Annotated in this window: 23 protein-coding genes and 1 pseudogene; 17 read left to right on the top strand and 7 right to left on the bottom strand. The window is 62.0% G+C overall.

The window, feature by feature from the left end; genetic code table 11:
• Positions 1 to 41 precede the first annotated feature (41 nt).
• On the bottom strand, positions 42 to 2039 hold the full coding sequence (locus WBQ77_RS11090) for a 3-hydroxyacyl-CoA dehydrogenase NAD-binding domain-containing protein (protein ID WP_424060264.1): 1998 nt from the start codon (positions 2037 to 2039) through the stop codon (positions 42 to 44).
• A gap of 9 nt (positions 2040 to 2048) precedes the next feature.
• The gene (locus tag WBQ77_RS11085; protein WP_424060262.1) at positions 2049 to 4526 is read right to left on the bottom strand and encodes an acyl-CoA dehydrogenase; all 2478 of its coding nucleotides are present in this window, start codon (positions 4524 to 4526) and stop codon (positions 2049 to 2051) included.
• 317 nt (positions 4527 to 4843) lie between these two features.
• Here WBQ77_RS11085 and WBQ77_RS11080 point away from each other — a divergent pair, with 317 nt between their 5' ends.
• The 7 genes from WBQ77_RS11080 (at position 4844) to WBQ77_RS11050 (ending at position 10880) form a co-directional block, all read left to right on the top strand.
• Positions 4844 to 5086: a CDGSH iron-sulfur domain-containing protein gene (locus WBQ77_RS11080; protein ID WP_424041586.1), complete on the top strand. Its 243-nt coding sequence runs from the start codon at positions 4844 to 4846 to the stop codon at positions 5084 to 5086.
• 159 nt (positions 5087 to 5245) lie between these two features.
• Entirely contained in the window at positions 5246 to 6160 is a 915-nt protein-coding gene (locus tag WBQ77_RS11075; RefSeq protein WP_424041584.1) for an ABC transporter permease subunit, read from the top strand.
• Positions 6161 to 6208: 48 nt separating this feature from the next.
• Entirely contained in the window at positions 6209 to 7714 is a 1506-nt protein-coding gene (livM, locus tag WBQ77_RS11070; RefSeq protein ID WP_424041610.1) for a high-affinity branched-chain amino acid ABC transporter permease LivM, read from the top strand.
• Positions 7711 to 8565 (top strand): ABC transporter ATP-binding protein, encoded by an 855-nt coding sequence (locus WBQ77_RS11065; protein ID WP_424041582.1) that lies wholly within the window; start codon positions 7711 to 7713, stop codon positions 8563 to 8565. Before livM ends, WBQ77_RS11065 begins: the two co-directional genes overlap by 4 nt.
• Positions 8562 to 9335, top strand: a complete 774-nt coding sequence (locus WBQ77_RS11060; RefSeq protein WP_424041580.1) for an ABC transporter ATP-binding protein — start codon at positions 8562 to 8564, stop codon at positions 9333 to 9335. Before WBQ77_RS11065 ends, WBQ77_RS11060 begins: the two co-directional genes overlap by 4 nt.
• Positions 9332 to 9694, top strand: coding sequence for a DUF6867 family protein (locus WBQ77_RS11055; protein ID WP_424041579.1), 363 nt, complete (start codon positions 9332 to 9334; stop codon positions 9692 to 9694). The genes WBQ77_RS11060 and WBQ77_RS11055 overlap by 4 nt, the downstream gene beginning before the upstream one ends.
• 61 nt (positions 9695 to 9755) lie before the next feature.
• A complete protein-coding gene (locus WBQ77_RS11050) occupies positions 9756 to 10880 on the top strand; it encodes a branched-chain amino acid ABC transporter substrate-binding protein (protein ID WP_424041578.1) in 1125 nt (374 codons plus the stop codon).
• A 36-nt stretch (positions 10881 to 10916) separates the two neighbouring features.
• Here WBQ77_RS11050 and WBQ77_RS11045 read toward each other — a convergent pair whose 3' ends face one another.
• Positions 10917 to 11126 (bottom strand): hypothetical protein, encoded by a 210-nt coding sequence (locus WBQ77_RS11045; protein WP_424041576.1) that lies wholly within the window; start codon positions 11124 to 11126, stop codon positions 10917 to 10919.
• Between the two features lie 144 nt (positions 11127 to 11270).
• Between WBQ77_RS11045 and WBQ77_RS11040 the strand changes: the two genes are divergently transcribed.
• Both WBQ77_RS11040 and purB read left to right on the top strand, forming a co-directional pair.
• The gene (locus WBQ77_RS11040; protein WP_424060260.1) at positions 11271 to 11759 is read left to right on the top strand and encodes a hypothetical protein; all 489 of its coding nucleotides are present in this window, start codon (positions 11271 to 11273) and stop codon (positions 11757 to 11759) included.
• A gap of 76 nt (positions 11760 to 11835) precedes the next feature.
• A complete protein-coding gene (gene purB / locus WBQ77_RS11035; RefSeq protein ID WP_424041573.1) occupies positions 11836 to 13131 on the top strand; it encodes an adenylosuccinate lyase in 1296 nt (431 codons plus the stop codon).
• A 61-nt stretch (positions 13132 to 13192) separates the two neighbouring features.
• On the opposite strand, the gene WBQ77_RS11030 is transcribed toward purB, so the two are convergent.
• The 3 genes from WBQ77_RS11030 to WBQ77_RS11020 all read right to left on the bottom strand — a co-directional run bounded on the left by WBQ77_RS11030 (position 13193) and on the right by WBQ77_RS11020 (position 15069).
• Positions 13193 to 13729: an SH3 domain-containing protein gene (locus WBQ77_RS11030; RefSeq protein ID WP_424041571.1), complete on the bottom strand. Its 537-nt coding sequence runs from the start codon at positions 13727 to 13729 to the stop codon at positions 13193 to 13195.
• 191 nt (positions 13730 to 13920) lie between these two features.
• Positions 13921 to 14679 (bottom strand): HpcH/HpaI aldolase family protein, encoded by a 759-nt coding sequence (locus WBQ77_RS11025; protein WP_424060258.1) that lies wholly within the window; start codon positions 14677 to 14679, stop codon positions 13921 to 13923.
• Between the two features lie 60 nt (positions 14680 to 14739).
• Entirely contained in the window at positions 14740 to 15069 is a 330-nt protein-coding gene (locus tag WBQ77_RS11020) for a DUF1476 domain-containing protein (RefSeq protein WP_424060256.1), read from the bottom strand.
• A gap of 304 nt (positions 15070 to 15373) precedes the next feature.
• On the opposite strand from WBQ77_RS11020, the gene purC reads away from it, so the two are divergent.
• The 8 genes from purC to WBQ77_RS10980 all read left to right on the top strand — a co-directional run bounded on the left by purC (position 15374) and on the right by WBQ77_RS10980 (position 21653).
• Positions 15374 to 16144 (top strand): phosphoribosylaminoimidazolesuccinocarboxamide synthase, encoded by a 771-nt coding sequence (gene purC, locus WBQ77_RS11015; protein ID WP_424041567.1) that lies wholly within the window; start codon positions 15374 to 15376, stop codon positions 16142 to 16144.
• Positions 16145 to 16184: 40 nt separating this feature from the next.
• Positions 16185 to 16430, top strand: a complete 246-nt coding sequence (gene purS, locus WBQ77_RS11010; protein WP_424041566.1) for a phosphoribosylformylglycinamidine synthase subunit PurS — start codon at positions 16185 to 16187, stop codon at positions 16428 to 16430.
• A 39-nt stretch (positions 16431 to 16469) separates the two neighbouring features.
• Positions 16470 to 17159, top strand: a complete 690-nt coding sequence (gene purQ, locus WBQ77_RS11005) for a phosphoribosylformylglycinamidine synthase subunit PurQ (RefSeq protein ID WP_424041564.1) — start codon at positions 16470 to 16472, stop codon at positions 17157 to 17159.
• Positions 17160 to 17164: 5 nt separating this feature from the next.
• The gene (purL, locus tag WBQ77_RS11000; RefSeq protein ID WP_424060274.1) at positions 17165 to 19381 is read left to right on the top strand and encodes a phosphoribosylformylglycinamidine synthase subunit PurL; all 2217 of its coding nucleotides are present in this window, start codon (positions 17165 to 17167) and stop codon (positions 19379 to 19381) included.
• Between the two features lie 51 nt (positions 19382 to 19432).
• Positions 19433 to 19669, top strand: a complete 237-nt coding sequence (locus WBQ77_RS10995) for a BolA/IbaG family iron-sulfur metabolism protein (protein WP_424041563.1) — start codon at positions 19433 to 19435, stop codon at positions 19667 to 19669.
• Between the two features lie 23 nt (positions 19670 to 19692).
• Positions 19693 to 20043, top strand: a complete 351-nt coding sequence (gene grxD, locus WBQ77_RS10990) for a Grx4 family monothiol glutaredoxin (protein WP_424041562.1) — start codon at positions 19693 to 19695, stop codon at positions 20041 to 20043.
• 90 nt (positions 20044 to 20133) lie between these two features.
• Positions 20134 to 20823 carry a DUF1326 domain-containing protein gene (locus WBQ77_RS10985; RefSeq protein WP_424042151.1) on the top strand — a complete coding sequence of 230 codons (690 nt, stop codon included), beginning with the start codon at positions 20134 to 20136 and terminating at the stop codon, positions 20821 to 20823.
• 17 nt (positions 20824 to 20840) lie between these two features.
• Complete coding sequence (locus tag WBQ77_RS10980) at positions 20841 to 21653, top strand: DUF2182 domain-containing protein (protein WP_424042152.1); 813 nt, start codon at positions 20841 to 20843, stop codon at positions 21651 to 21653.
• 55 nt (positions 21654 to 21708) lie between these two features.
• On the opposite strand, the pseudogene WBQ77_RS10975 reads toward WBQ77_RS10980, so the two are convergent.
• Positions 21709 to 21903, bottom strand: a pseudogene (locus tag WBQ77_RS10975) (30S ribosomal protein S4); the annotation flags it as partial.

Here is a 21903-nt window from a genome sequence, read left to right as displayed (position 1 = left end):
GTCATCGTGTTCCTTCCGGACCCATGAACATCATGTGAGCGTCATGCCGCGGCCTGGTCTGCACCCGCCGCATCCTTTGTCTTGGTGTAATGCAGCGGCCCGCCCCGGAATGGCGCGAAACCCGTCCCGAAGATGACCCCGGCATCGACGTGATCGGCATCGGCAACGACCCCTTCGGCCTCCGCGCGGGCAGCTTCCGCCAGGAGCGGCGCGAGAAGTTCCTCGCCCACGCGGGTCAGCGCCGTATTGGAGAAGTCCATGTCCTCACGCTTCGGCTTGCCGTCCACCCATTCGTAGAAGCCCTGGCCCGTCTTCTTGCCGAGCTTGCCTTGGCGAACGAGGCCAGCGAGCGGATTATCGCCGTCGCCCTCACCCTTTGGCGCGAGCGAGAGCTCCTCGCCCACCTTGTTGCAGATGTCGAGGCCGACCATGTCCATGAGCTCCATGGGTCCGATGGGCATGCCAAATTTCAGCGCCGCCTGATCGAGCTTCTCGCGCGGCTGCCCCTCCCGATAGAGCCGCACGGCCTCCATCATGTAGGGCGCGAGCACGCGGTTCACGAGGAAGCCCGGGCAACTCTTGACGATGAGCGGAAGCTTGTTGATCGCGGCCACGAAGGCGCAGGCCTTGCCGATCTCTTCCTCGCGCGTCGCTTCGCCCCGAACGACTTCGACCAGCGGCAGCTGGGCCACGGGATTGAAGAAGTGAACACCCACCAGGCGTCCGGGATCCTTTAACGGCGCGGCGATCTCCTCCAGCATCAGCGAGGAGGTATTCGTCGCCAGCACCGCGCCCGGCTTGGCCTTCTCTTCAAGGTCGGCAAAGATCTTTTGCTTCACGTCGAGCCTTTCCGCGACGGCTTCGATGATCACGTCGGCATGCTTGATGTGCCTTCCCTCAGGATCGGCAATGAGACGCGCGACCGCGGAGTCGAAAGCGGTTTTACCGCGCACGCGCTTCTTGAAAAGCTTCTTCGCCCGCAACAGGGCTTTACCAATTTGCGCTTCGTCAAGATCCTGCACACTCGCCTGCATACCGCAGGCCACACACCAGGCGGCGATGTCGCCCCCCATGGTGCCGGCACCAATGACATGTACCTTGCGGGGCTTGAAGACGCCTTTGGGCGCATCGGCTTTCAGCATCTCGGACAGTTTAAAGACACGCCGGAGGTTGCGCGAGGTGTCGCTCACCATCAGCGGGGCAAACATTTCCGTCTCGGTAAGGCGCATCGCTTCGGGGTCGTCGCCACAGGTCTCAAACAGGTCGATCAGCCGGAACGGGGCGGGATAATGCTCCTCGCGCACCTTCGCAGCCGTCTTCTCGCGCATCTGCTTGGCGAGGAAACCGCGCACGGGCTGCTTGGCCATGAGCTTCTTCCACCACGGCGCGCCTACGGAGCGGCGCTTCCTGAGGACGGCCTTGCGCGCGGCCCATCTCAGATTATGCCGTGTGGGTACGAGTTGATCGACAAGCCCCATGGCACGCGCCGCGCCAGGGCGTAGCATCTTGCCCGTGAGCATCGCGGTCATGCCGTCCAGGGGCCCTGCGGCACGAATCGCCCGGACGGTTCCGTTCAGGCCGGGAAAGATGCCGAGCTTGACCTCCGGAAAGCCGAGCCGCGTCCCCTCTTCGCGATCCGCGATGCGGAAATGGCAGGCAAGAGCCAATTCCAGTCCGCCGCCCAGGCAATAGCCGTGAATCGCCGCAACCACGGGCACGGGCAGTTTTTCGATCCGGTCGAACAGGGTGAGCGTCTGTTTCACCGCATCCTTGATCTTGTCCTCGGTGTCGTAGCCGTCGAACTCGTTGATGTCGGCACCGGCAATAAAGCTCGTATCCTTGGCGCTGATGAGGACAAGACCTTTGATCTCGCCGGCCTCGGCGCCCTCGACCGTCGAGACGATTGTCTCCAGCTCTTCGGTGGGGCGGCGCCCCAGCGCGTTCATGCTCTCGCCCTCGCGGTCGGCAATGGCCCAGGCAATACGCTCGAAGTCGATCGAGAGCGTCCAGTCTTTCAGTTCAGGAATGGTGATGGGCATGAGGGCGTTTTACTCGGCAGCCAGGTGCTGATTTGAAGGGCCGTCGTTCTGGCCGGATCGCGCGTTGCGGCCAGGGTCCTCGGGCGGGAAGTCGTCCACGGCGATAACGCGAGCGACCAGCTTGTGCAAGTCCGCCAGCTCGCGGGCCTCCTCGGATGTCAGGACGCCTTTCTCTTCCGCTTGCTTAATCCAGTCGCGATCGTGGAAGCGTTGCACCTCGCCCTTTCGGATCGCGCGTTCCAGCTTCTTCTCCGCCTCCTCATTGGCGATGGTCTTTACTAGCGCCACTTCGAGGAGCCCCACCGCATCGTCCGCATCATCTGACGTGTAGATATCGCGGGTGAGCCGATCCCGGAAAGCGCCTGGCTGCAGGGCCTGACGCACGATGGTCTTGGCGTCTTTGTCGGACGCGGGGCGCCGTACGCCAAACGGCAGCACGAGCGGCCCCATGATCCAGGCCGCCCGACGCACCGGGAAATTGTCTATCACGCCGCGCAGGGCGGCGTCGAACCGCGCCAGACAGTTCTTCGCGCAAAAATCCACAACTTTGCGATCCGCCCAGTGGCGCCCGTCGTCCTGGTAGCGTTTGAGGATCGAAGACAGGAGATAGAGCTCGGCCAGCGCGTCGGCCATGCGGCCGGTGATTTTCTGCTTAGTCTTCAGACCGCCGCCGAGAAGCGCGACGGTCATGTCGGCAACGAGCGCGAAAGAGCGGGAGGCGCGCGACAATTGCTTCCACCAGCGCGTCATCTCGCCCACATCGACGGGCGCCGTGGCGAACTTCCCGAAGGTCGCGTTGTGGAAGAGTGCGCCGGTCGCATTCGAAAACAGGAAGGCCCGGTGATCGTCGAACAAGGTCTCGAAACGGTCGAGGCCGCGCGCGCGATCCTCGTCGCTCAACGCCTCAATCTCGGCTAGCAGATAAGGGTGACTGCGTAGCGCACCTTGCGCAAATGTAATGAGCGAGCGCGTCAGAATATTGGCGCCTTCCACCGTGATGCCCACGGGCACCATCTGATAGGCGCTCTGCAGATAGTTCGACGGCCCGTCGCAAATGCCCCGCCCGCCATGGATGTCGAGGGCGTCGTTCACGCTCTCGCGCATGCGCGCGGTCGAGAGGTATTTCAGCAGCGCGGAAATCACGGCGGGTTTCTCGCCGGCGGAGACCATGGAGGCGGTAACGGCGCGTGCGGCCTCGAGTCCATAGGCGTTCTCTATGAGACGGGCCAGCGGCTCCTCCACGCCGTCCATGTAGCCGATCGGCAGTCCGAACTGTTTGCGGACCCGGGCATAGGCGGTGCTGTGACGTGCGACCGCCTTGGCCGCGGCGGCGCTTGTGGCCGGCAGCGATATGGACCGCCCCGCTGCCAAACAGTTCATCAGCATCCGCCAGCCCTGCCCGGCACGGTCGGGCCCCCCGATGACCCAGTCCAAGGGGATGAAGACGTCGCGCCCGCGCGTGGGACCGTTGGGGAAGGCCGCACCCGACGGCAGATGGCGGCGTCCGGTCTCGACGCCCGGATGATCGGTCGGAATTAGCGCGAGGGTGATGCCGACCTCCTCGCCCTGACCCAGATGGTTGTCCGGATCCAGCAGCCGGAAAGCAAGACCGAGCAACGAGGCTTTGGGCGCCAGCGTGATGTAGCGCTTATCCCAGGTGAGCTTTATGCCCAGCGTCTCAACGCCCGCATGCACACCCTTGGTGACTACCCCCACGTCGCGCATGGACACGGCATCCGAACCTGAAAACGGCCCCGTCAGCGCGAAGCACGGAATCTCGGCGCCCTTGGCCAGCCGCGGCAAATAATGGGCCTTCTGCTGGTCCGTGCCGTATTTCTCGATCAATTCGCCGGGCCCGAGCGAGTTCGGCACCATCACGATGATGCAGCCATCCGGACTCTTGGTCGAAATCTTGCCCAGCACGAGCGATTGGGCCTGTGCCGAAAATCCGAGCCCGCCATGCTCCTTGGAAATGAGCATGCCGAGAAAGCCCTTCTCGCGCACGAACTGCCAGATCTCGCCGGGAATGTCGTGAAAGTCGTGCCGGATCCGCCAATCGTCGAGCTTTTGGCACAACTCCTCGGTGGGACCGTCTAGGAAAGCGCGCTCTTCGTCGCTCAGCGTGATGGGCGCGACGCGGCGCAGCTTCGAATAGTCGGGGCGCCCGCTGAAGAGTTCGGCGTCCCAGCCCGTCGTGCCTGCTTCGAGCGCTTCCCGCTCGGTCTCCGAAATTGAGGGCATGGCGCCCTTCAAGGCACCGAACACCGGCTTGGTGATGTAGGTGCGCTTCACGTTCGGCAGGCCCGCCGCATAGAGCAGCCCCGCCAAGAGCCACCCGGCGAAGGACCAGAGCTGAAACCCGAATGTGATTTGAAGAGCCAGCGTGTAGATCGCGACACCGACCGCCCACGTCCGGAAGGATACACGGTTCATCGCCAGCGCAAAAAACAGCGCCAGCGCCAAAAGAACAAAGATCAGTTCAGCCACGGGCGGCCTCCAGATTCGCCATGCCCCCGCTGCGTCCAAGTGCTGCTTCCGCGGGTCCTGCGGCCATATGGAATCCGACGGCGCAGGCGGGAAACAGCTGCCTGCCCTCTATGATGCGGATGGACTTCAGACTCAAGGGTTCTTGCAAAAAAACGCTTCCTTGCGGGGATTCGCCGGAACGGCTAATTCAGGCCAGATTAGACGCCAAGAAACCACAGGCCTTCTTAAGGCCACCCGTTGGGGTTTCCTTGTCACCCAAAGCCGAATTGGCTAAGCAGGATGTGGCTACTGGTTGATAAATAAGCTGGGAAAATTGAATGACCGAAGAGCCGGAACGCCCACAGCTCAACCCCTATCAAGTTGAGCTTGAAGAGGGCAAACGCTACGCGTGGTGCCGCTGCGGACGCAGCAAGAACCAACCTTTTTGCGATGGCGCCCATGCAGGAACGGGCATCGAGCCCTTGATGTTTACCGCCGAACGCACGGAAACGGCGCTTCTGTGCGGCTGCAAAGATACGGGCGACCCGCCATATTGCGACGGCTCGCACCTGTTGCTCTGAATTTGGGCATGCACAGGACACGCCCTTCTTGCTAGAAAGATGAGGACTTGACGCGAGAGCCCGTGTTTCGCTCGCCTGAGGGCTTACACGCGTGTGGGGCCCGCGCGTCTTCCGTATGAGTCTGCATAGCCCAACGGGGGGAAGGCGCAGCAGGCATCCATGGCTTATTTCCTGCAGCAGCTCATCAACGGCGTGACGCTGGGCTCCATCTATGGCCTGATCGCGATCGGCTATACGATGGTGTATGGCATCATCGGTATGATCAATTTCGCCCATGGCGATATTTTCATGGTCGGTGCGTTCATCGCCCTGATCGCGTTTCTGGCGCTGACCGCCATTGGCGTGACCGCCGTGCCGCTGGCTCTGCTTCTTGTTCTCATCATCGCCATCGGGCTGACCGCCATTTGGGGCTGGACCGTGGAGCGCGTCGCCTATCGGCCCTTGCGGGGCTCTTTCCGCCTCGCCCCGCTCATCACGGCAATCGGCATGTCGATCGTGCTGCAGAACTTCATCCAGATCGCGCAAGGCGCGCGTGTGAAGCCGCTTCAGCCCGTGATCACCGGCGGCTACGAGTTGTTTCAGCAGGGCTCCTTCACGGTCATCGTGTCGAACATTCAGATCCTGATCGTGGCTACCACGTTTCTGGTGATGGGTGCGTTCTGGCTCATGATCAATCGGACGGCGCTCGGACGGTCGCAGCGGGCCTGCGAGCAGGACCGGCTGATGGCCGCACTGTCCGGCGTGGATGTGGACCGCACCATCTCTCTGACCTTCGTCCTCGGGGCGGGCCTCGCAGCCGTCGCCGGGCTCCTCTACCTCCTCTATTACGGCGTGATCGATTTCTTCATCGGCTTCATCGTCGGCATCAAGGCGTTTACGGCGGCGGTGTTCGGCGGCATCGGATCTATTCCCGGCGCGATGCTGGGCGGCCTCGTGATCGGTCTGATCGAGACGTTCTGGTCCGCCTATTTCACCATCGAGTACAAGGATGTGGCGGCATTCTCGATGCTTGCCATCGTCCTCATCTTCTTCCCGACGGGGCTACTTGGCCGGCCCGAGGTCGAAAAGGTGTAGCGCTTGACGGAAACCGACAAAACCCGCGACCAGAAACTCGTCTCTGCACTGAGCGATTCCCTGCTCGCCGCGATTATCGCTTTCGCACTGTTCTCGCTGGTCCTGGGCTTGCGCACCGTCGACAGCGCCACGGGCCTGACTCTGCTGCCCCGGCCGGGCCTGCTGGCAACGGTCGTCGTCATCGTGTTCTTCGGCCGGCTGGCGTTGAATCTCTTCGTGTGGCAGGCGCACTATCCGCTGACCGCTCCGTTCGCAAAACTCTTCACGTCGGAGCCGTTCGACAAGCGCGACCTCATGACGTTCTCCGTAACGCTCGCCCTTGCTGCGACTGTGGTCGTGACAGGGTTTGTGCTGGGGGCGGCGATCTACGGGCTGCTCGGAACGGTCGTGCTTCTGTTTATCGGGCTCGGCCTCCTGCGGCGCGTGGTGCTCGAGAGATTTCCGAGTCTGCCTTACGCGCAGATCTTCATCGCCGGCGGCATCGCCTTCGCGCTGTTCTTTCCGATCGTGACCTATACCATCGAGTCCGCCTTTCGCCTCGGATTGCCGCTCCGCTACTGGTTCGACCTTTCCATCCTCATCCTCACCTATGTGATGCTGGGCTGGGGGCTGAACATCGTGGTGGGACTCGCCGGCCTCCTCGACCTCGGCTACGTCGCCTTCTACGCCGTGGGCGCCTACACATTCGCGCTACTGGCGACGCATTTCGGTCTGGGGTTTTGGATTTGCCTTCCCATCGCGGGCGCCGCTGCCGCGCTGTGGGGCATCATTCTCGGATTTCCCGTCTTACGTTTGCGCGGCGACTATCTCGCCATCGTCACCTTGGCCTTCGGCGAGATCGTCCGTATCGTCCTGCTCAATTGGACGGATGTGACAGGCGGTCCGAACGGCGTTGCGGGCATTCCCAAGCCGACATTTTTCGGCCTGCCCTTCTCGCCCTTTGCGGAAGGCATGACGTTCAGCAAGTTTTTCGGCGTGCCTTATGACGGGCTGCACGCCCTCATCTTCCTCTACTACGTCATTCTGGTACTGGCCCTCCTGACCAACCTCGTGACCTTGCGCTTGCGGCGGCTTCCCGTGGGACGGGCCTGGGAAGCCATGCGCGAGGATGAGATCGCCTGCCGCTCGCTCGGCATCAACACGACCGTGACCAAGCTCAGCGCGTTTGCCACCGGCGCCATGTTCGGCGGACTGGCGGGCTGCTTCTTTGCCACGCGTCAGGGATTCGTCAGTCCTGAGAGTTTCACCTTCATCGAATCCGCGATCATTCTCGCCATTGTCGTATTGGGCGGGATGGGCAGCCAGCTTGGTGTCGCTATAGCAGCCGTCGTCATGGTGGGCGGCTTCGAAGCGCTGCGCCACACCGCCGGACTTCAGGCGATTTTCGGTTCGGATTTCGACCCATCGCTCTACCGTATGCTGCTCTTCGGCATCGCCATGGTGGGCATCATGGTTTGGCGGCCGCGCGGTCTCGTCTCCTACCGCGCCCCCACAATCACGCTCCAGGATGCGGACACCATCTCCGGCGATCTCGTGAGGCAGGGCCGCGGATGAGTGATGACGGCGTCAGACCCTGGGACAAAGATCCTGTCCTGGACGTCAAACACCTGACCATGCGGTTCGGCGGGCTCACCGCCGTGGACGATGTGTCCTTCTCGGTGGGACGCCAGGATATCACCGCGCTGATCGGCCCCAACGGCGCCGGCAAAACTACAGTCTTCAATTGCATCACCGGATTCTACAAGCCAACGGAAGGCATGCTCACGCTCAAAGCAGACGACCAAGAGTCCTTCTACCTCGAGCGCCTTGCCGACTATGAGATCGCCGCCGAGGCCCGTGTAGCCCGGACGTTTCAGAACATCCGTCTGTTTCCCGGCATGACCGTCTTGGAAAATCTCATGGTCGCGCAACACAACGTGCTGTCACGCGCCTCCGGTTTTTCTTTCGGCGCCCTTCTCGGCGTCGGCCAGTTCGGCCGCGCTCAACAGGATGCAGTCGACCTCGCCCGTTCTTGGCTGGGCCGGATCGGGCTTCTGGCCCGTGCCGACGAGGCGGCGGGCGGGCTCCCCTATGGCGACCAGCGGCGTCTTGAAATCGCCCGCGCTATGTGCACAAAGCCCCGGCTTCTCTGTCTCGACGAACCGGCGGCGGGGCTGAACGCGAGGGAGAGCGAGGTTTTGAACGCGCTTCTCCAAACAATCCGTGAGACAAACGGCACGGCGATCTTCCTCATCGAGCACGATATGAGCGTCGTCATGCGCATCTCCGACCATGTCATCGTGCTCGACTATGGCAAGAAGATCGCCGACGGAACGCCGAGCGAGGTCCGCAACGATCCGGAAGTGATCGCCGCCTACCTCGGCGTGTCGGACGAGGAAGCGGCCGCGCTGGAGGCCCGGCCATGAGCGCACAGGAAAGCTCATCTAAGACAACGCCGCTTCTTGCGCTTAAGAGAATCACCGCCGCCTATGGCCGGCTGCCGGTCCTGCACGATGTCAGCCTCCATGTCCGGCCTGGCGAAATCGTCTCCCTGATCGGGGCCAACGGTGCCGGCAAGTCAACAACCATGATGACCATTTGCGGCCACCCACGCGCATCGCACGGGCGGGTGATCTTCGACGACCAGGACATTACGCACTTCCCCACGCATGAAATCGCTCGGCTCGGCATTTGCCAATCGCCGGAAGGCCGACGCATCTTCGGCCGCATGACGGTGATGGAGAATCTGCAGATGGGCGCCATTGTCGCAAGCGCGCCGGATCGCTTCGACACCGATCTCGCACGCGTCTTCGCCCTCTTCCCGCGGCTGAAGGACCGGTCCGACCAGCGCGGCGGAACGTTGTCCGGCGGCGAGCAGCAAATGCTCGCCATTGCCCGCGCGCTGATGGGTCGCCCCAAGCTTTTGCTGCTGGACGAGCCCTCGCTCGGCTTGGCACCGCTCGTGGTGAAGCAGATTTTCGAGGCGATTAAAGCCCTGAACGAGGACGGCCTGACCGTCTTCTTAGTGGAGCAGAACGCCTATCACGCCCTGAAGCTCGCCGACCGCGGCTACGTGTTGGTGAATGGGCGTATCACTATTTCCGGCACGGGAGAGCAGTTGCTGGCCTCCGAAGACGTCCGCAGCGCCTATCTCGAAGGCGCCGCAAGTCCCGCCAGGGAGCCAACAGCATCGTGAGCACGGCGGCCCAAACGATAACCCCCTGGATCACCGACGATGGCCTGCGCGTCTTTTTCGTCCTGACACTGATCATTGGTGGTGGCGCCGCTTTTCTTGCAGGCCGCGGCCTTGCGCGGGCATGGAGGCCGCTGTGGCGGCTCGTGTTCTATACGGCGCTGCTCGCCGCCGCGGTGCGCTTTTTCAATTATGCCCTGTTCGACGGCACGCTGCAGTCCCCTTACTACTACGCGGTCGCCTATGTGGTGCTGTTGGCTGCCGGACTACTTGGCTATCGCACCATGCGCGCGACGCAGATGGTCACACAGTATCATTGGCTCTACGAGCGGACGAGCCCGCTCACTTGGAAGACTCGATAACTTAGCGTATGCCCGACTCGTTACTACGTTACGAGGCGCGGCTCATCGAAGGGAGACCGGCATGATGCGTTTGACTTCCTTGCTCGCCGTCGCCGCCTGCGGCATCGCTCTGGCGGCCTGCAATGGTGAGGACGATCCCAACGTCATCAAGGTGGCCGTTGCCGGTCCCCAGACCGGGCAATATGCGTCGCTCGGCACTCAAATGACGACGGGCGGCGAGACCGCCGTCGCAGACATCAACGCCGCCGGCGGCGTGCTCGGCAAAAAGCTGAAGCTGCAAGTCGGTGACGATGCCTGCGATCCCAAGCAGGCCGTCGCGGTCGCAAACCAAATGGCCGGCGACAATGTCGCGCTGGTCGCCGGCCATTTCTGCTCCGGCTCGTCGATTCCCGCATCGAACGTCTATGCCGAGAGCAATCTCGTTATGATCTCGCCGGCCTCCACGAACCCGGCGCTGACGGACAAGCGCGCGGGTCCCAATATCTATCGTGTCTGTGGCCGCGATGATAAGCAGGGAGAGGTCGCGGGCGCCTATCTCGCCAAGCATTTCGGCGACAAGAACATCGCCATTATCGACGACAAGACGGCCTATGGGCGCGGCCTTGCCAACGAGGTGAAGAAGTCCCTGAATTCGGCCGGTGTCCAGGAAGTGTTCCGCGAGTCGATCACGGCGGGCGAGAAGGACTATTCCGCCCTCGTCTCCAAGCTGAGACGAGCCGACGTGGATGCGCTGTTCATTGGCGGCTATCACACCGAGGCGGGCCTCATTCTGCGGCAGATGCGCGATCAGGAGATGGATGCCGTCCTGATGGGCGGTGACGCGCTCGTCACCCAGGAATACTGGTCCATCACCGGGCCGGCTGGCGAAGGCACGTTAATGACATTCTCCCCCGACCCGAGACGCAACCCAGCAGCGGCAGACGTGGTGAAACGCCTGAAGGCAAAGGGCATCGAGCCGGAAGGCTATGTGCTCTACACCTACGCGGCGATCCAGGCCTGGGCGGAAGCGGTCAAGAGGGCCGGCACGACCGATGCGCCGGAGGTCGTCAAAGCGCTTAACGACAGCACGGTCCGCTCGGTGATCGGCGATTTCGGGTTTGATGAGAAAGGCGATCCGAGCCTGCCGCCATATGCGGTCTATAACTGGGCGAACGGCACCTACGAGCAGATCGACGAGGATTCCTAAGACCGCCTTGGAGAGTTTGGGCCAGCGGCGCCGTGCTTAGCCTTTTTTCGTCTCCTGCTCGGCCGCGAACGATGCTTCCAGCTCTTCTTCGAGCCGCACCAGGTCCTCAGGCAAGGGCATGCCGAAGGCACGCATCTCGTTCAGCTTTTCCCGAACTTGCATATAGAGCTCGTGGCTATCCTCAGGCTGGTTTTCCATCTGATTGATCAGAAGCGCGAGTTCTGCCTTCAGGTCCTCGAATGCCATAAGCCGGCCGCCTTTCTGTCTTTAGGAGCCGGATCGGACCACAAAGCGTGAAGAGCGGCAAGCCTGCGTGTTTCCGTCCATTGCAGTCGGGCCGTTTCCCTTGCATATTCCTCCTGCAATCGAGTGCTCGGAGGGCAAGCTGCGATGGAAAAGCTGACATTCACCAAAGTGGTCGGGTTCATTCTCGCGGCGGCTTTCGCGATCGTGATTGGATTGTCCACCTGGGCCCTGATGGTCGGGGACTACATGAACACGGTCATGACCCCGCAAACCCAGCATACGGTTCGTATTGTCGGCTTTGCCGGCTTGCTGGCGGCACTGGTCACATGGTGGTGCCAGCGCTTTGTGGCCCATCGCGGCTTCATCATGCGCACCCTGTTCGCCCTGTTCATTTTCTTGGTGGCATTCTGCAGCTTCGGCGGCTTCCTGCGCTTCGCCTACATCCACGCGACGTATCCGAGCCAGGCCGACTGGTCTCTCGGGGGGCTGTACGGCGCATCGGTGAACGACTTCTACACGTTCCTGCTCGATATGCTGCTTCCACCACGGCTCGGCTTCGCGGCCCTCGCGCTCGGCGCAGCCGTCTATGTCGCTCTGTTCGGCACACGCGAGCCTCGAACCGTCGAGCTTTAGAACCCAAACGAAACCGGAGTCCCGGCCGGCCCCTCTGCGCGGCAGGCCCCGGGGACCTGGAAAGGCCTGAACCTTTATGATTCCGCGCTACAGCCGCTCCCAGATGACCGACATCTGGGAGCCCGAAAACAAATACCGCATCTGGCTCAAGATCGAAGTCACGGCCGCCGAGGCCATGGCCGAATTCGGCATGATCCCCAAAGAGGCGGCGGAGGCCGTCAAGGCGCGGGGCGGCTTCAACATCGACCGGATCGACGAAATCGAACGGGAGGTGAAGCACGACGTAATCGCTTTCCTAACTTCAGTGGCCGAGCATGTGGGGCCCAAGGCCCGCTACCTCCACGCCGGCCTCACCTCCTCCGACGTGCTCGACACCTGCTTCAACGTGCAGCTGACCGAAGCCGCGGACATTCTAATTGCCGACCTCGATGGGCTGCTCGCGGCCCTCAAGACGCGCGCGCATGAACACAAGCACACGGTCACCGTCGGCCGCAGCCATGGCATTCACGCCGAACCGACGACCTTTGGTTTGAAGCTGGCCCAGGCCTATGCCGAGTTCGCCCGCAACCGCGACCGCATGATCCAGGCCCGCGAGGAAGTTGCAACCTGCGCCATCTCCGGCGCCGTGGGCACGTTTGCCCATGTGGATCCGCGCATCGAGGCCTATGTGGCCGAGAAACTCGGCCTCCGCCCTGAGCCGATCTCCACCCAGGTAATCCCGCGGGACCGGCACGCGGCCTATTTTGCCACGCTAGCGATCATCGCCAGCTCCGTGGAGCGGCTTGCCACCGAAATCCGCCATCTCCAGCGGACAGAAGTGCTTGAAGCAGAGGAATTCTTCTCCAAGGGGCAGAAGGGCTCGTCCGCCATGCCCCATAAGCGCAATCCAGTGCTGTCGGAAAACCTGACCGGCCTCGCCCGCATCGTGCGCGGCTACGCGATTCCCGCCATGGAGAACGTGGCTCTTTGGCACGAGCGGGATATCTCGCACTCGTCCGTGGAGCGGATGATCGGCCCCGACGCCACCGTTACGCTCGACTTTGCGTTGGCGCGTCTCACCGGCGTGATCGAGGGGCTGATGGTCTATCCGGAGCGCATGCAGGCCAACATGGACCGGCTCGGCGGCCTCATTCACTCCCAGCGCGTGCTGCTGGCGCTGACCAATGCGGGTGTGTCGCGTGAAGACGCCTATCGCCTCGTGCAGCGCAACGCGATGAAAGTCTGGCAGGAGAACAAGGATTTCCTCGCCGAACTCATGGCCGATCCAGAAGTGACGGCTGCGCTGTCAGAGGATGCGATCCGCGATCAATTCGATCTGGGTTATCACACCAAGCACGTAGACGACATTTTCGCCCGGGTGTTCGAGAGCTAGCGTCCCGCGCCCACGGTCGGGCGTTGCCGCTTTCTACCCCAACCAAAGTCAATTCGGAGTGCTATTCGGGATCGCGCAGGGCCGCGCCCGCCTGCCGGACGTCGATATAGCCGATGGGGCCGCTGTCATAACCTGCGGAGCCGCGGAAGATATGCGGCACATAGCGATACCTGTCCCGCTCCTGCGCCATCATCAGGAAGCGCTTGCGGTAGAATTTCGGCGTGATCGCCGTGTAGGGCGGCATGTCGAAATACCAGTCGGCCTTCGCGTAATAGCCGGACCGATACGGATAGGCCGGGAAGATCGGCCAGACCTCGGGCTCCACCAATTCGGCATAGTCGGCATAGCCAAGGGCAAGCCCCTGCTGGCTGGCGAAGCCCTTTTGACCACGCCAGACCACGCCGCACCAGCCGCTGCGGCAGCCTTTGACTTTGACCGGCGCGCCGGCGGGCATGGTGGCGATGCGGGCATAGTTGGTACCCGGCCCGTCACGCAGGTTCAACGCGGTCGCCGTTGTCGCCTCGGTCGCCTGCGCGGCGCCTGCTGCACAAACAAGTCCGATAAAGCCAGCAATGGAGCTCCGAAGTCCGTAACCCATACCACCCACCTGTTATTCCCGCACAAATAGCGAGTCTGAACCGGCATACTGGCATAGGACCATTGGGAATTCAGCCTTTCTCGGAGGGCGCCCCCATTATGCCGCTAGGGCTGGTGCAAGGATGCAACGGTTCGGACGCGCTGCCAGGGGGCAGAATCTGCGAGTCCTTTGAGCCGGTTGGCACGAGCCGGTTAAGAAGACGATTCAACTGCCGCCAGCGTCGCCGCTGCCGCCGATGCAAGCCAGCTGGCGTCCGTGCCAATCGCGACCAAGTCCCAGCCTTCCTTGAGGCGCGACTTGGCGAAGTCGATGTCGTTGCAGAAGATGAGCGTCATAACCCCGTGCTCGCGGGCCTTAGCCAAGACGTCGGCCATGGCCTCCTGGACCTCCTTGGCTCGGATGTCGAGGCGCCCGGTGAGCGCAACCGACAGGTCGTTCGGGCCAAAACACACCATGTCCACACCCTTGAGCCCGAGGATCGCGTCGAGCTCTTGAAGCGCGCCCTTCGTCTCAATCTGCGGGCAGGCGATGGTGAAGCGGTTGGCGGTTTTGAAGTAGTCGCCAGACACGCCGATCTTGGCCCGGTAGGGCCCCCAGCTGCGGACGCCTCTCGGAGGGTATTTCACAGCCCTAACTAATCTTTCCGCCTCGTCGACCGTGTTGATCAGCGGGCACATGATCCCTTGCGCGCCCGCATCCAGCGCCCGACCGACCAGGCCCGGATCGTTGTTGGCCACGCGCACAATGGCCGGCAGACCAGCCGCCTTGGCGGCCGTAAGGCAGGACAGCAGGGCCTCGTTGCCGCCAACCCCGTGCTGCTGGTCGATGGTGACGCAGTCCCACCCTGTTTCGCCGATTAACTCGATCGCGAGCGGGTCGTTCATCGTCAGCCAGGCATTGAAGAGCGTCTGCTGCTTCTTAGCTGCGCTGCGGAACAGGTCCTTGGCCACAAGATCTTCCCCGGCTTTCTGTCTCTCCGGGCTTTCAGGGCCGTTTCGGCCCCAAAGACCCTATGCCTTAGCTTCGGCTTCGATTTGACGCAGCGCCTCGGTCATGAAGTCCGCCATGGCACGGCGAATCTGATGGTCGGACTGTTCGATGCTCTTGCCGTCGAAGTCCCCGCGGATTTTGCGGAAAACGTCCTCTTCGCCCGGCTCCTCCAGGTCTGCCTTCACCACTTCGCGGGCGTAGGTCTGGGCATCGTCCCCGGAAAGTCCCATTTTTTCCGCAGCCCAAAGGCCCAGAAGCTTGTTCCGGCGGGCCATGGACTTGAATTGCAGCTCCTCATCGAGGGCGAATTTCTTCTCGTAGCCCTTTTCGCGATCGTCAAAGCTCGTCATCGGCGCGACCTCCAAAGCCCCGCCAAACGCGGAGCGCCATCATTAGATTATGGGGGGAAACCCTGCTTTCAAGGGCGGGTGATACCCAAGGTTTCCCACCAAATCAACAAATCCCGAAGGCGCCCGAAAGGCGTTGCGCGGTTGGGCGGCCCGTTGTACCCCCTTTCCCCATGGGCTAATCTCGATAAGAGATTTCTATATCGATTCCAGCGATGGCGATTCTGACTTGGTGCGCGGCAGTGGGTACCCTTTTCCCGCGCGCTTGGCGTTTGACAGTCGTGAGCAGCTGAATGAGGAACCAAACATGAACCGTCGCCGGCGCGTTTACGAAGGCAAGGCCAAGATCCTCTATGAAGGGCCCGAGCCCGGCACCCTCGTCCAGCACTTCAAGGACGATGCAACCGCCTTCAACAACAAGAAGCACGATCAGATCGAGGGCAAGGGCGTCCTCAACAACCGCATCTCAGAATACATCTTCGAGCGGCTGAACGAGATCGGTGTACCGACCCATTTCTTGAAGCGCCTCAATATGCGCGAGCAGCTCATCCGCGAGGTGGAGATCATTCCGCTAGAAGTAGTGATCCGCAACGTCGCCGCGGGGTCGTTGTCGAAGCGCCTGGGTTTAGAAGAAGGGACCACCCTGCCCCGCTCGATCGTGGAGTTCTATTACAAGGCCGACGAGTTGGACGATCCGATGGTCTCCGAGGAGCACATTACGGCCTTCGGCTGGGCCTCGCCGCCGGAGCTCGACGACATCATGTCGCTGGCACTTCGCATCAACGACTTCCTAACCGGCCTGTTCCTAGGCGTCGGCATCCGCCTGGTGGACTTCAAGATCGAGTTCGGACGTCTGTGGGAGGGCGACCAGATGCGCATCGTGCTCGCCGACGAGATCTCGCCGGACTGCTGCCGCCTCTGGGATATCGACACCCAGGACAAGCTCGACAAGGATCGCTTCCGCCGCGACATGGGCGGGCTAATTGAGGCTTATCAAGAGGTCGCGCGCCGTCTGGGGTTGCACACGGAGAACCCGACACCCGGCCGGAGCGGCCCCGTGCTGGTGCAATCCAAATAAGCGTCGCGAAAGCCGGCGTCGAAGACTCAAGAAGGAAGCCATGAAGGCACGCATCACAATCACGCTGAAACCCGGCGTGCTCGACCCGCAAGGCAAAGCCATCGAAGGCGCGCTGCACGCCTTGGGCTTTGGCGGCGTCGAAGGCGTTCGTCAGGGAAAATTCATCGAGGTCGAAGTGGCGGAGAGTGATCCGAGCCGCGCCCGCGAAGAAATCGAGCGCATGTGCAAGCAACTTCTCGCAAACACCATCATCGAGAACTACGCGTATGAACTCGAGGCGGCTTAAACGACAAACCTCACGCGCGGGGGAGGCCCTTCGAGAATCATGAAAGCAAGCGTCATTGTTTTTCCGGGATCGAACTGCGACCGCGATGCGGCTATCGCGCTGCAGAGCGTCATGGGCGCCGCGCCCAAGATGGTATGGCACGGCGACTCTGAGCTGCCCAAAAGCGATCTGATCCTGCTGCCCGGTGGTTTTTCGTATGGGGATTACCTGCGCTCCGGCGCCATGGCGGCGCACTCGCCGGTCATGCACGAAGTGGTGCGCCGGGCCAAGGCGGGCACGCCGGTGCTCGGCATCTGCAACGGCTTCCAGGTCCTCACCGAGGCGGGGCTCCTCCCCGGTATCTTGATGAGGAACGCTACGTTGCGCTTCATCTGTAAGGACGTGCTGCTGCGCGTCGAGCGTAACGACACGCCCTTCGCCGGACACTACAAGCAGGACCAAGTGGTGCGGATCCCGATCGCCCATAAGGACGGCTGTTATTTCGCCGACCCCGGTACGCTGTATCTGCTAGAGAACGAGAACCGCGTCGCCTTCCGCTATTGCGAAGCGGACGGGGCGATCACGGAGGCGGCGAACCCAAACGGCTCATCTGGCAATATTGCGGGCATCTACAACAACACGGGCACCGTGCTTGGGATGATGCCGCACCCTGAGCGGCTGATCGACCCGGCCCAGTCCGGTACCGACGGCGCCAAGATATTTGCCTCTCTCGTGGAGACCCTCCATTGAGCGGGGTGGCGGACGTGGCGCCTGAAGCGACGGGACTCTCCGAAGAGCTCATCGCCGAACATGGTATAAGCCCGGAGGAATATGAGCGCCTTCTGAAGGAGCTTGGACGCGAGCCCTCGCTGACGGAACTCGGCGTGTTCTCCGTGATGTGGTCGGAGCACTGTTCCTACAAATCCTCGCGCATTTGGCTGAAGAAACTGCCTACCACAGGCCCGCAAGTGATTCTGGGCCCGGGTGAGAACGCAGGCGTGGTGAGCCTTGGCGACGGCCAGGCGGCGGTCTTCAAGATGGAGAGTCACAACCACCCCTCCTATATCGAGCCCTATCAGGGCGCGGCCACGGGCGTCGGTGGCATCATGCGCGACGTGTTCACCATGGGCGCGCGGCCGATCGCCAATATGAACGCGCTGCGATTCGGCAGTCCCGGCCATCCCAAGACGCGGCATCTGGTTGCAGGCGTCGTGTCCGGGATTGGCGATTACGGCAACTGCATGGGTGTGCCGACCATTGGCGGCGAGACCAATTTCGACCCCGGCTACAACGACAACATCGTGGTAAACGCCATGTGCGTCGGGCTCGTCGATGCGAACCGCATCTTCAAATCCGCGGCAAAGGGTGTCGGGCTGCCTGTGGTCTATGTTGGCTCCAAGACCGGGCGCGACGGCATTCACGGCGCGACCATGGCCTCGGCGGAGTTCGACGAAGACTCCGAGGAGAAACGTCCCACGGTTCAGGTGGGCGACCCCTTCACCGAGAAGCTGCTTCTGGAGGCCTGCCTCGAACTGATGACCAAGGACGTTATCATCGCCATCCAGGACATGGGTGCGGCGGGTCTCACTTCCTCGTCGGTCGAAATGGCCGACAAAGGAAGCGTCGGCATCGATCTCGACCTCGACAAGGTTCCCATGCGCGAAGAGGGCATGACCGCCTATGAGATGCTGCTGTCGGAGAGCCAGGAACGCATGCTCATGGTGCTGAAGCCGGGCTCGGAGCCCGTGGCCGAACGCATCTTCACAAAATGGGAGCTCGACTTCGCGGTGATCGGCGAGACTACCGACACCGACCATTTCGTGGCGCGTCACAACGGCGAAGTGGAAGCGGATATTCCCCTGCCCGCCCTGGCTCATGCGGCGCCGATCTACGAGCGACCTTATGAGAAGCGCGAGGCGCTGCCCACCATCGCACCCGACGATGTGCAGGCACCGCCCAGCATCTTGAGCGCGCTGGAACGCCTGCTAGGCTCGCCGCATCTATCGTCCCGGCGTTGGATCTACGAGCAATACGACCACATGGTCATGGCCGACACCGTGCAGCGGCCCGGTGGCGATGCCGGCGTCGTCCGCGTGCATGGGACCGACAAGGGCCTGGCCGTCTCCTGCGACGTCACCCCGCGTTACTGTACGGCGGACCCGTTCGAGGGCGGCAAGCAAGCCGTCGCCGAATGCTGGCGCAACCTGACGGCCACTGGCGCGAAGCCCCTGGCCATCACCGACTGTCTGAATTTCGGCAATCCGGAGCGGCCTGAGATCATGGGCGAATTCGTGGGTGCGATCGAAGGCATGGCAGAAGCTTGCACCGTACTGCACTTCCCTGTCGTGTCGGGAAATGTGTCGCTCTACAACGAGACCAACGGCGTCGCGATCCCGCCAACCCCCGCCGTGGGCGGCGTCGGGCTGATCGCCAATATCGACGAAATGGCGGATATGGCGCTGAAAGCTGACGGGGATGTGATCCTGCTCCTTGGCCGGGAGACTGGTCATCTCGGCCAATCGATCTATATGTCGGTTATGGAAGATCGCCTGGTCGGTGCCCCGCCCCCGGTCGACTTGGCGGGCGAGCGTGTGGTCGGCGACCTGGTCCGTGGACTGATCAAGGCCAGCACAGTCAATGCGGCTCACGATGTCAGCGATGGCGGGCTGCTGGTGGCGATCGCCGAAATGGCGCTGGCCGGCAAACGCGGCGTGGCTTTAGAAGCCGCGCCGGAGAAGATTCCGGCCCATGCGATTTGGTTTGGCGAGGACCAGGCAAGGTATGTGGTCGCCGCGAAACCGGACAAGGTCGACACGATCGTGGATGTGGCCGCCGTCTACGATGTACCCGTCCGGGTGCTCGGAACGGTCGGCGGCGACACGGTGACCTTGTTTAGCGAGGCGCCTCTTCCGCTCGACATGCTGCGGGCGGCCTATGAAGACTGGTTGCCGCGCTTTATGACCCGGCGCTAAGATCAGGGTCCGGCGCTAAATTTTATGGACCTAAGATTAGGAGAGACGAAAATGGCGATGGCCGCCACGGAGATCGAGCGCCTTATTCTCGAGCGCTTCCCCAACGCAAAGATTGAGATCGAAGACCTAGCCGGTGACGGCGATCACTACGCGGCATCCGTCGTGGCAGAGGAATTTCGCGGCAAGTCCCGCGTGCAGCAGCACCAGATGGTCTATGACGCCCTGCAAGGCAATATGGGCGACGTGCTGCACGCGCTCGCTCTCAAAACATCCGCCCCCCAGCAATAATCGATCGGAAAAGGACACCCGCAATGAGTGACCAAGACGTCAAAGACTGGATCCGCAAGCAGATTGCTAGCAACAACATCGTGCTGTTCATGAAAGGTACGAAGTCGGCGCCCCAATGCGGCTTCTCCATGCAAGTCGCGCAAATCCTCAACCATCTTGGCGTCGAATACGAAGATATCAACGTCCTCGACGATATGGGCGTGCGCGACGGCATCAAGGCCTTCTCCAACTGGCCGACCATCCCGCAGCTCTATGTGAAGGGCGAATTCGTGGGCGGCTGCGATATCGTGCGCGAGATGTTTCAGGCGGGCGAGCTGCAGGACATGCTTAAGGAAAAGGGCGTTGCCAGCAACGCGGAGACGCAAACGGCTTAAACCCAAGGCCGACGTGACTGTAAAGCGATCCAGGCTCGGACCTCTTGGTCCGGGCCTTTTTTGATTCTTAACCTGGGTTGATCTGCTCCGATGCCGGACTATGCTCCGATCTTGCCCGACCACGCGAAAGACACGGAGGACGTCGCTATGATCGACTGGGAGTTGAAAGGCGTCGAGTTCGCCAACTGCAATTGTGACTACGGATGTCCTTGCCAGTTCAGCGCGTTGCCGACCCATGGCGATTGCCACGCCATTTGCGCCTACCGCTTCGACGAGGGCCATTTCGGTGAAGTCGACCTTGGCGGCCTCAACGTGATCGGCGTGTTCACCTGGCCCAAGGCCATCCACGAAGGCAATGGGCGCGCCTTTCTCATTCTCGATGAGCGTGCGACCGATGATCAGCGCAACGCACTCTTGTCCATCCTGTCCGGGGAAAACACCGAGCCCGGCAAGACGATTTGGAATGTGTTCGCGGCCACGTTCGTTGAAGTGCTGCCGCCGGAAATCAGGCCTATCCATGTCGAGATCGACGTCGAGGCGCGCACGGGTGCGGTACGCGTCGATGGTTTTGTCGAGATGCAGGGGGAGCCGATCCACAATCCCGTGACTGGCGAGGAACACCGGGCCCGGATCGACCTGCCGGACGGGTTCGAGTATTCGATCGCCGAGATGGGTAGCGGTTCGTCGACCTCGCGAGGACCGATCCCCATATCGCTCGAAAACAGCTATGGCCAATTCGCCCACCTCCATCTGACCAATAAGGGCGTCGTACACGCCTGAGACCGGGGTCTATCCCGATGCTCGAAACGCTTCTTCGAAGGGAAAACGCGCTCGTCGCTGCCGCGCTATTCGTCCTGATCCTCCTGGCCTGGCTCGCGCTTCTGGCCGGTGCTGGGACGGGTATGAGCGTCGTGGCTATGAGCGGCTGGTGGCTGCCCATGTCGTTGCCGGCCGGGGAGAGCTGGCCCTGGACGCCCTATTACTGGCTGATCGCCTTCGTGATGTGGGCGGTGATGATGGTGGCGATGATGCTGCCGTCGGCGGCCCCCATGGTGGTGCTCTACGCGAAGGTCGTCCGGCGCACAGACCAGCAGGCCGCAAGCACCGAGGCCCCGCTGTCGATCGCCGCATTCGCCAGCGGCTATCTGAGTTTGTGGATTATTTTCAGCATCTTAGCCGTTGGGCTTCAATTCTCATTTGAGCGCGCTGGGCTGATGACGATGATGATGAGCTCGCGCAGCGCGGTGCTGTCAGCGGCGCTTCTAATTGCGGCCGGAGCGTATCAACTCACCCCGCTAAAGGCCGCGTGCCTGGAGCATTGCCGGAGCCCAGCGGCCTATCTGGCCAACCATTGGCGCCCCGGCCCAATAGGCGCCTGGCGTATGGGGTTGGAACACGGTGCCTACTGTGTGGGCTGCTGCGCCGTCCTCATGCTGCTGCTCTTCGTGGGCGGCGTGATGAATCTCGTCTGGATTGCCGGCCTGTCGCTCTTCGTAACGATCGAAAAACTCGCCCCGTCCGGGGTCAGGATCGCAAAAGCCATCGCCATCGTTCTGATCGTCGCCGGCGCCGCACTCATCTTTACGGCGTTACTCGTGATAACGGACTGACACGGGGAAACCCGGCGCAGACCGCAAAAGTCATCTCGGACGTGTGGTCCCATGCTCAGCGCGAATAGAATTCGATGACCAGGTTCGGTTCCATCATCACCGGATAGGGAACGTCGGAAAGCGCCGGTACGCGCGTGAACGTGGCGGTCATCTTGCCGTGATCCACATCGACGTAATCCGGCACGTCGCGCTCGCCGCTCTGCGCGGCCTCGAGCACCAAGCCGAGATCCTTCGACTTGTCCCGCACCTC

Source organism: Methyloceanibacter sp. (assembly GCF_049590335.1).
In the GTDB taxonomy this organism is placed as follows: Bacteria; Pseudomonadota; Alphaproteobacteria; order Rhizobiales; family Methyloligellaceae; genus Methyloceanibacter.
This window is presented reverse-complemented; position numbering and strand designations above follow the sequence as displayed.

Excerpts from the sequence above, each read along its gene's own strand:
- WBQ77_RS11090 (WP_424060264.1), bottom strand. The coding sequence starts at position 2,039 with ATGCCCATCACCATTCCTGAACTGAAAGACTGGACGCTCTCGATCGAC.
- WBQ77_RS11080 (WP_424041586.1), top strand. The coding sequence starts at position 4,844 with ATGACCGAAGAGCCGGAACGCCCACAGCTCAACCCCTATCAAGTTGAG.
- WBQ77_RS11075 (WP_424041584.1), top strand. The coding sequence starts at position 5,246 with ATGGCTTATTTCCTGCAGCAGCTCATCAACGGCGTGACGCTGGGCTCC.
- WBQ77_RS11065 (WP_424041582.1), top strand. The coding sequence starts at position 7,711 with ATGAGTGATGACGGCGTCAGACCCTGGGACAAAGATCCTGTCCTGGAC.
- WBQ77_RS11060 (WP_424041580.1), top strand. The coding sequence starts at position 8,562 with ATGAGCGCACAGGAAAGCTCATCTAAGACAACGCCGCTTCTTGCGCTT.
- WBQ77_RS11050 (WP_424041578.1), top strand. The coding sequence starts at position 9,756 with ATGATGCGTTTGACTTCCTTGCTCGCCGTCGCCGCCTGCGGCATCGCT.
- WBQ77_RS11045 (WP_424041576.1), bottom strand. The coding sequence starts at position 11,126 with ATGGCATTCGAGGACCTGAAGGCAGAACTCGCGCTTCTGATCAATCAG.
- WBQ77_RS11040 (WP_424060260.1), top strand. The coding sequence starts at position 11,271 with ATGGAAAAGCTGACATTCACCAAAGTGGTCGGGTTCATTCTCGCGGCG.
- purB (WP_424041573.1), top strand. The coding sequence starts at position 11,836 with ATGATTCCGCGCTACAGCCGCTCCCAGATGACCGACATCTGGGAGCCC.
- WBQ77_RS11030 (WP_424041571.1), bottom strand. The coding sequence starts at position 13,729 with ATGGGTTACGGACTTCGGAGCTCCATTGCTGGCTTTATCGGACTTGTT.
- WBQ77_RS11020 (WP_424060256.1), bottom strand. The coding sequence starts at position 15,069 with ATGACGAGCTTTGACGATCGCGAAAAGGGCTACGAGAAGAAATTCGCC.
- purC (WP_424041567.1), top strand. The coding sequence starts at position 15,374 with ATGAACCGTCGCCGGCGCGTTTACGAAGGCAAGGCCAAGATCCTCTAT.
- purS (WP_424041566.1), top strand. The coding sequence starts at position 16,185 with ATGAAGGCACGCATCACAATCACGCTGAAACCCGGCGTGCTCGACCCG.
- purQ (WP_424041564.1), top strand. The coding sequence starts at position 16,470 with ATGAAAGCAAGCGTCATTGTTTTTCCGGGATCGAACTGCGACCGCGAT.
- WBQ77_RS10995 (WP_424041563.1), top strand. The coding sequence starts at position 19,433 with ATGGCGATGGCCGCCACGGAGATCGAGCGCCTTATTCTCGAGCGCTTC.
- grxD (WP_424041562.1), top strand. The coding sequence starts at position 19,693 with ATGAGTGACCAAGACGTCAAAGACTGGATCCGCAAGCAGATTGCTAGC.
- WBQ77_RS10985 (WP_424042151.1), top strand. The coding sequence starts at position 20,134 with ATGCCGGACTATGCTCCGATCTTGCCCGACCACGCGAAAGACACGGAG.
- WBQ77_RS10980 (WP_424042152.1), top strand. The coding sequence starts at position 20,841 with ATGCTCGAAACGCTTCTTCGAAGGGAAAACGCGCTCGTCGCTGCCGCG.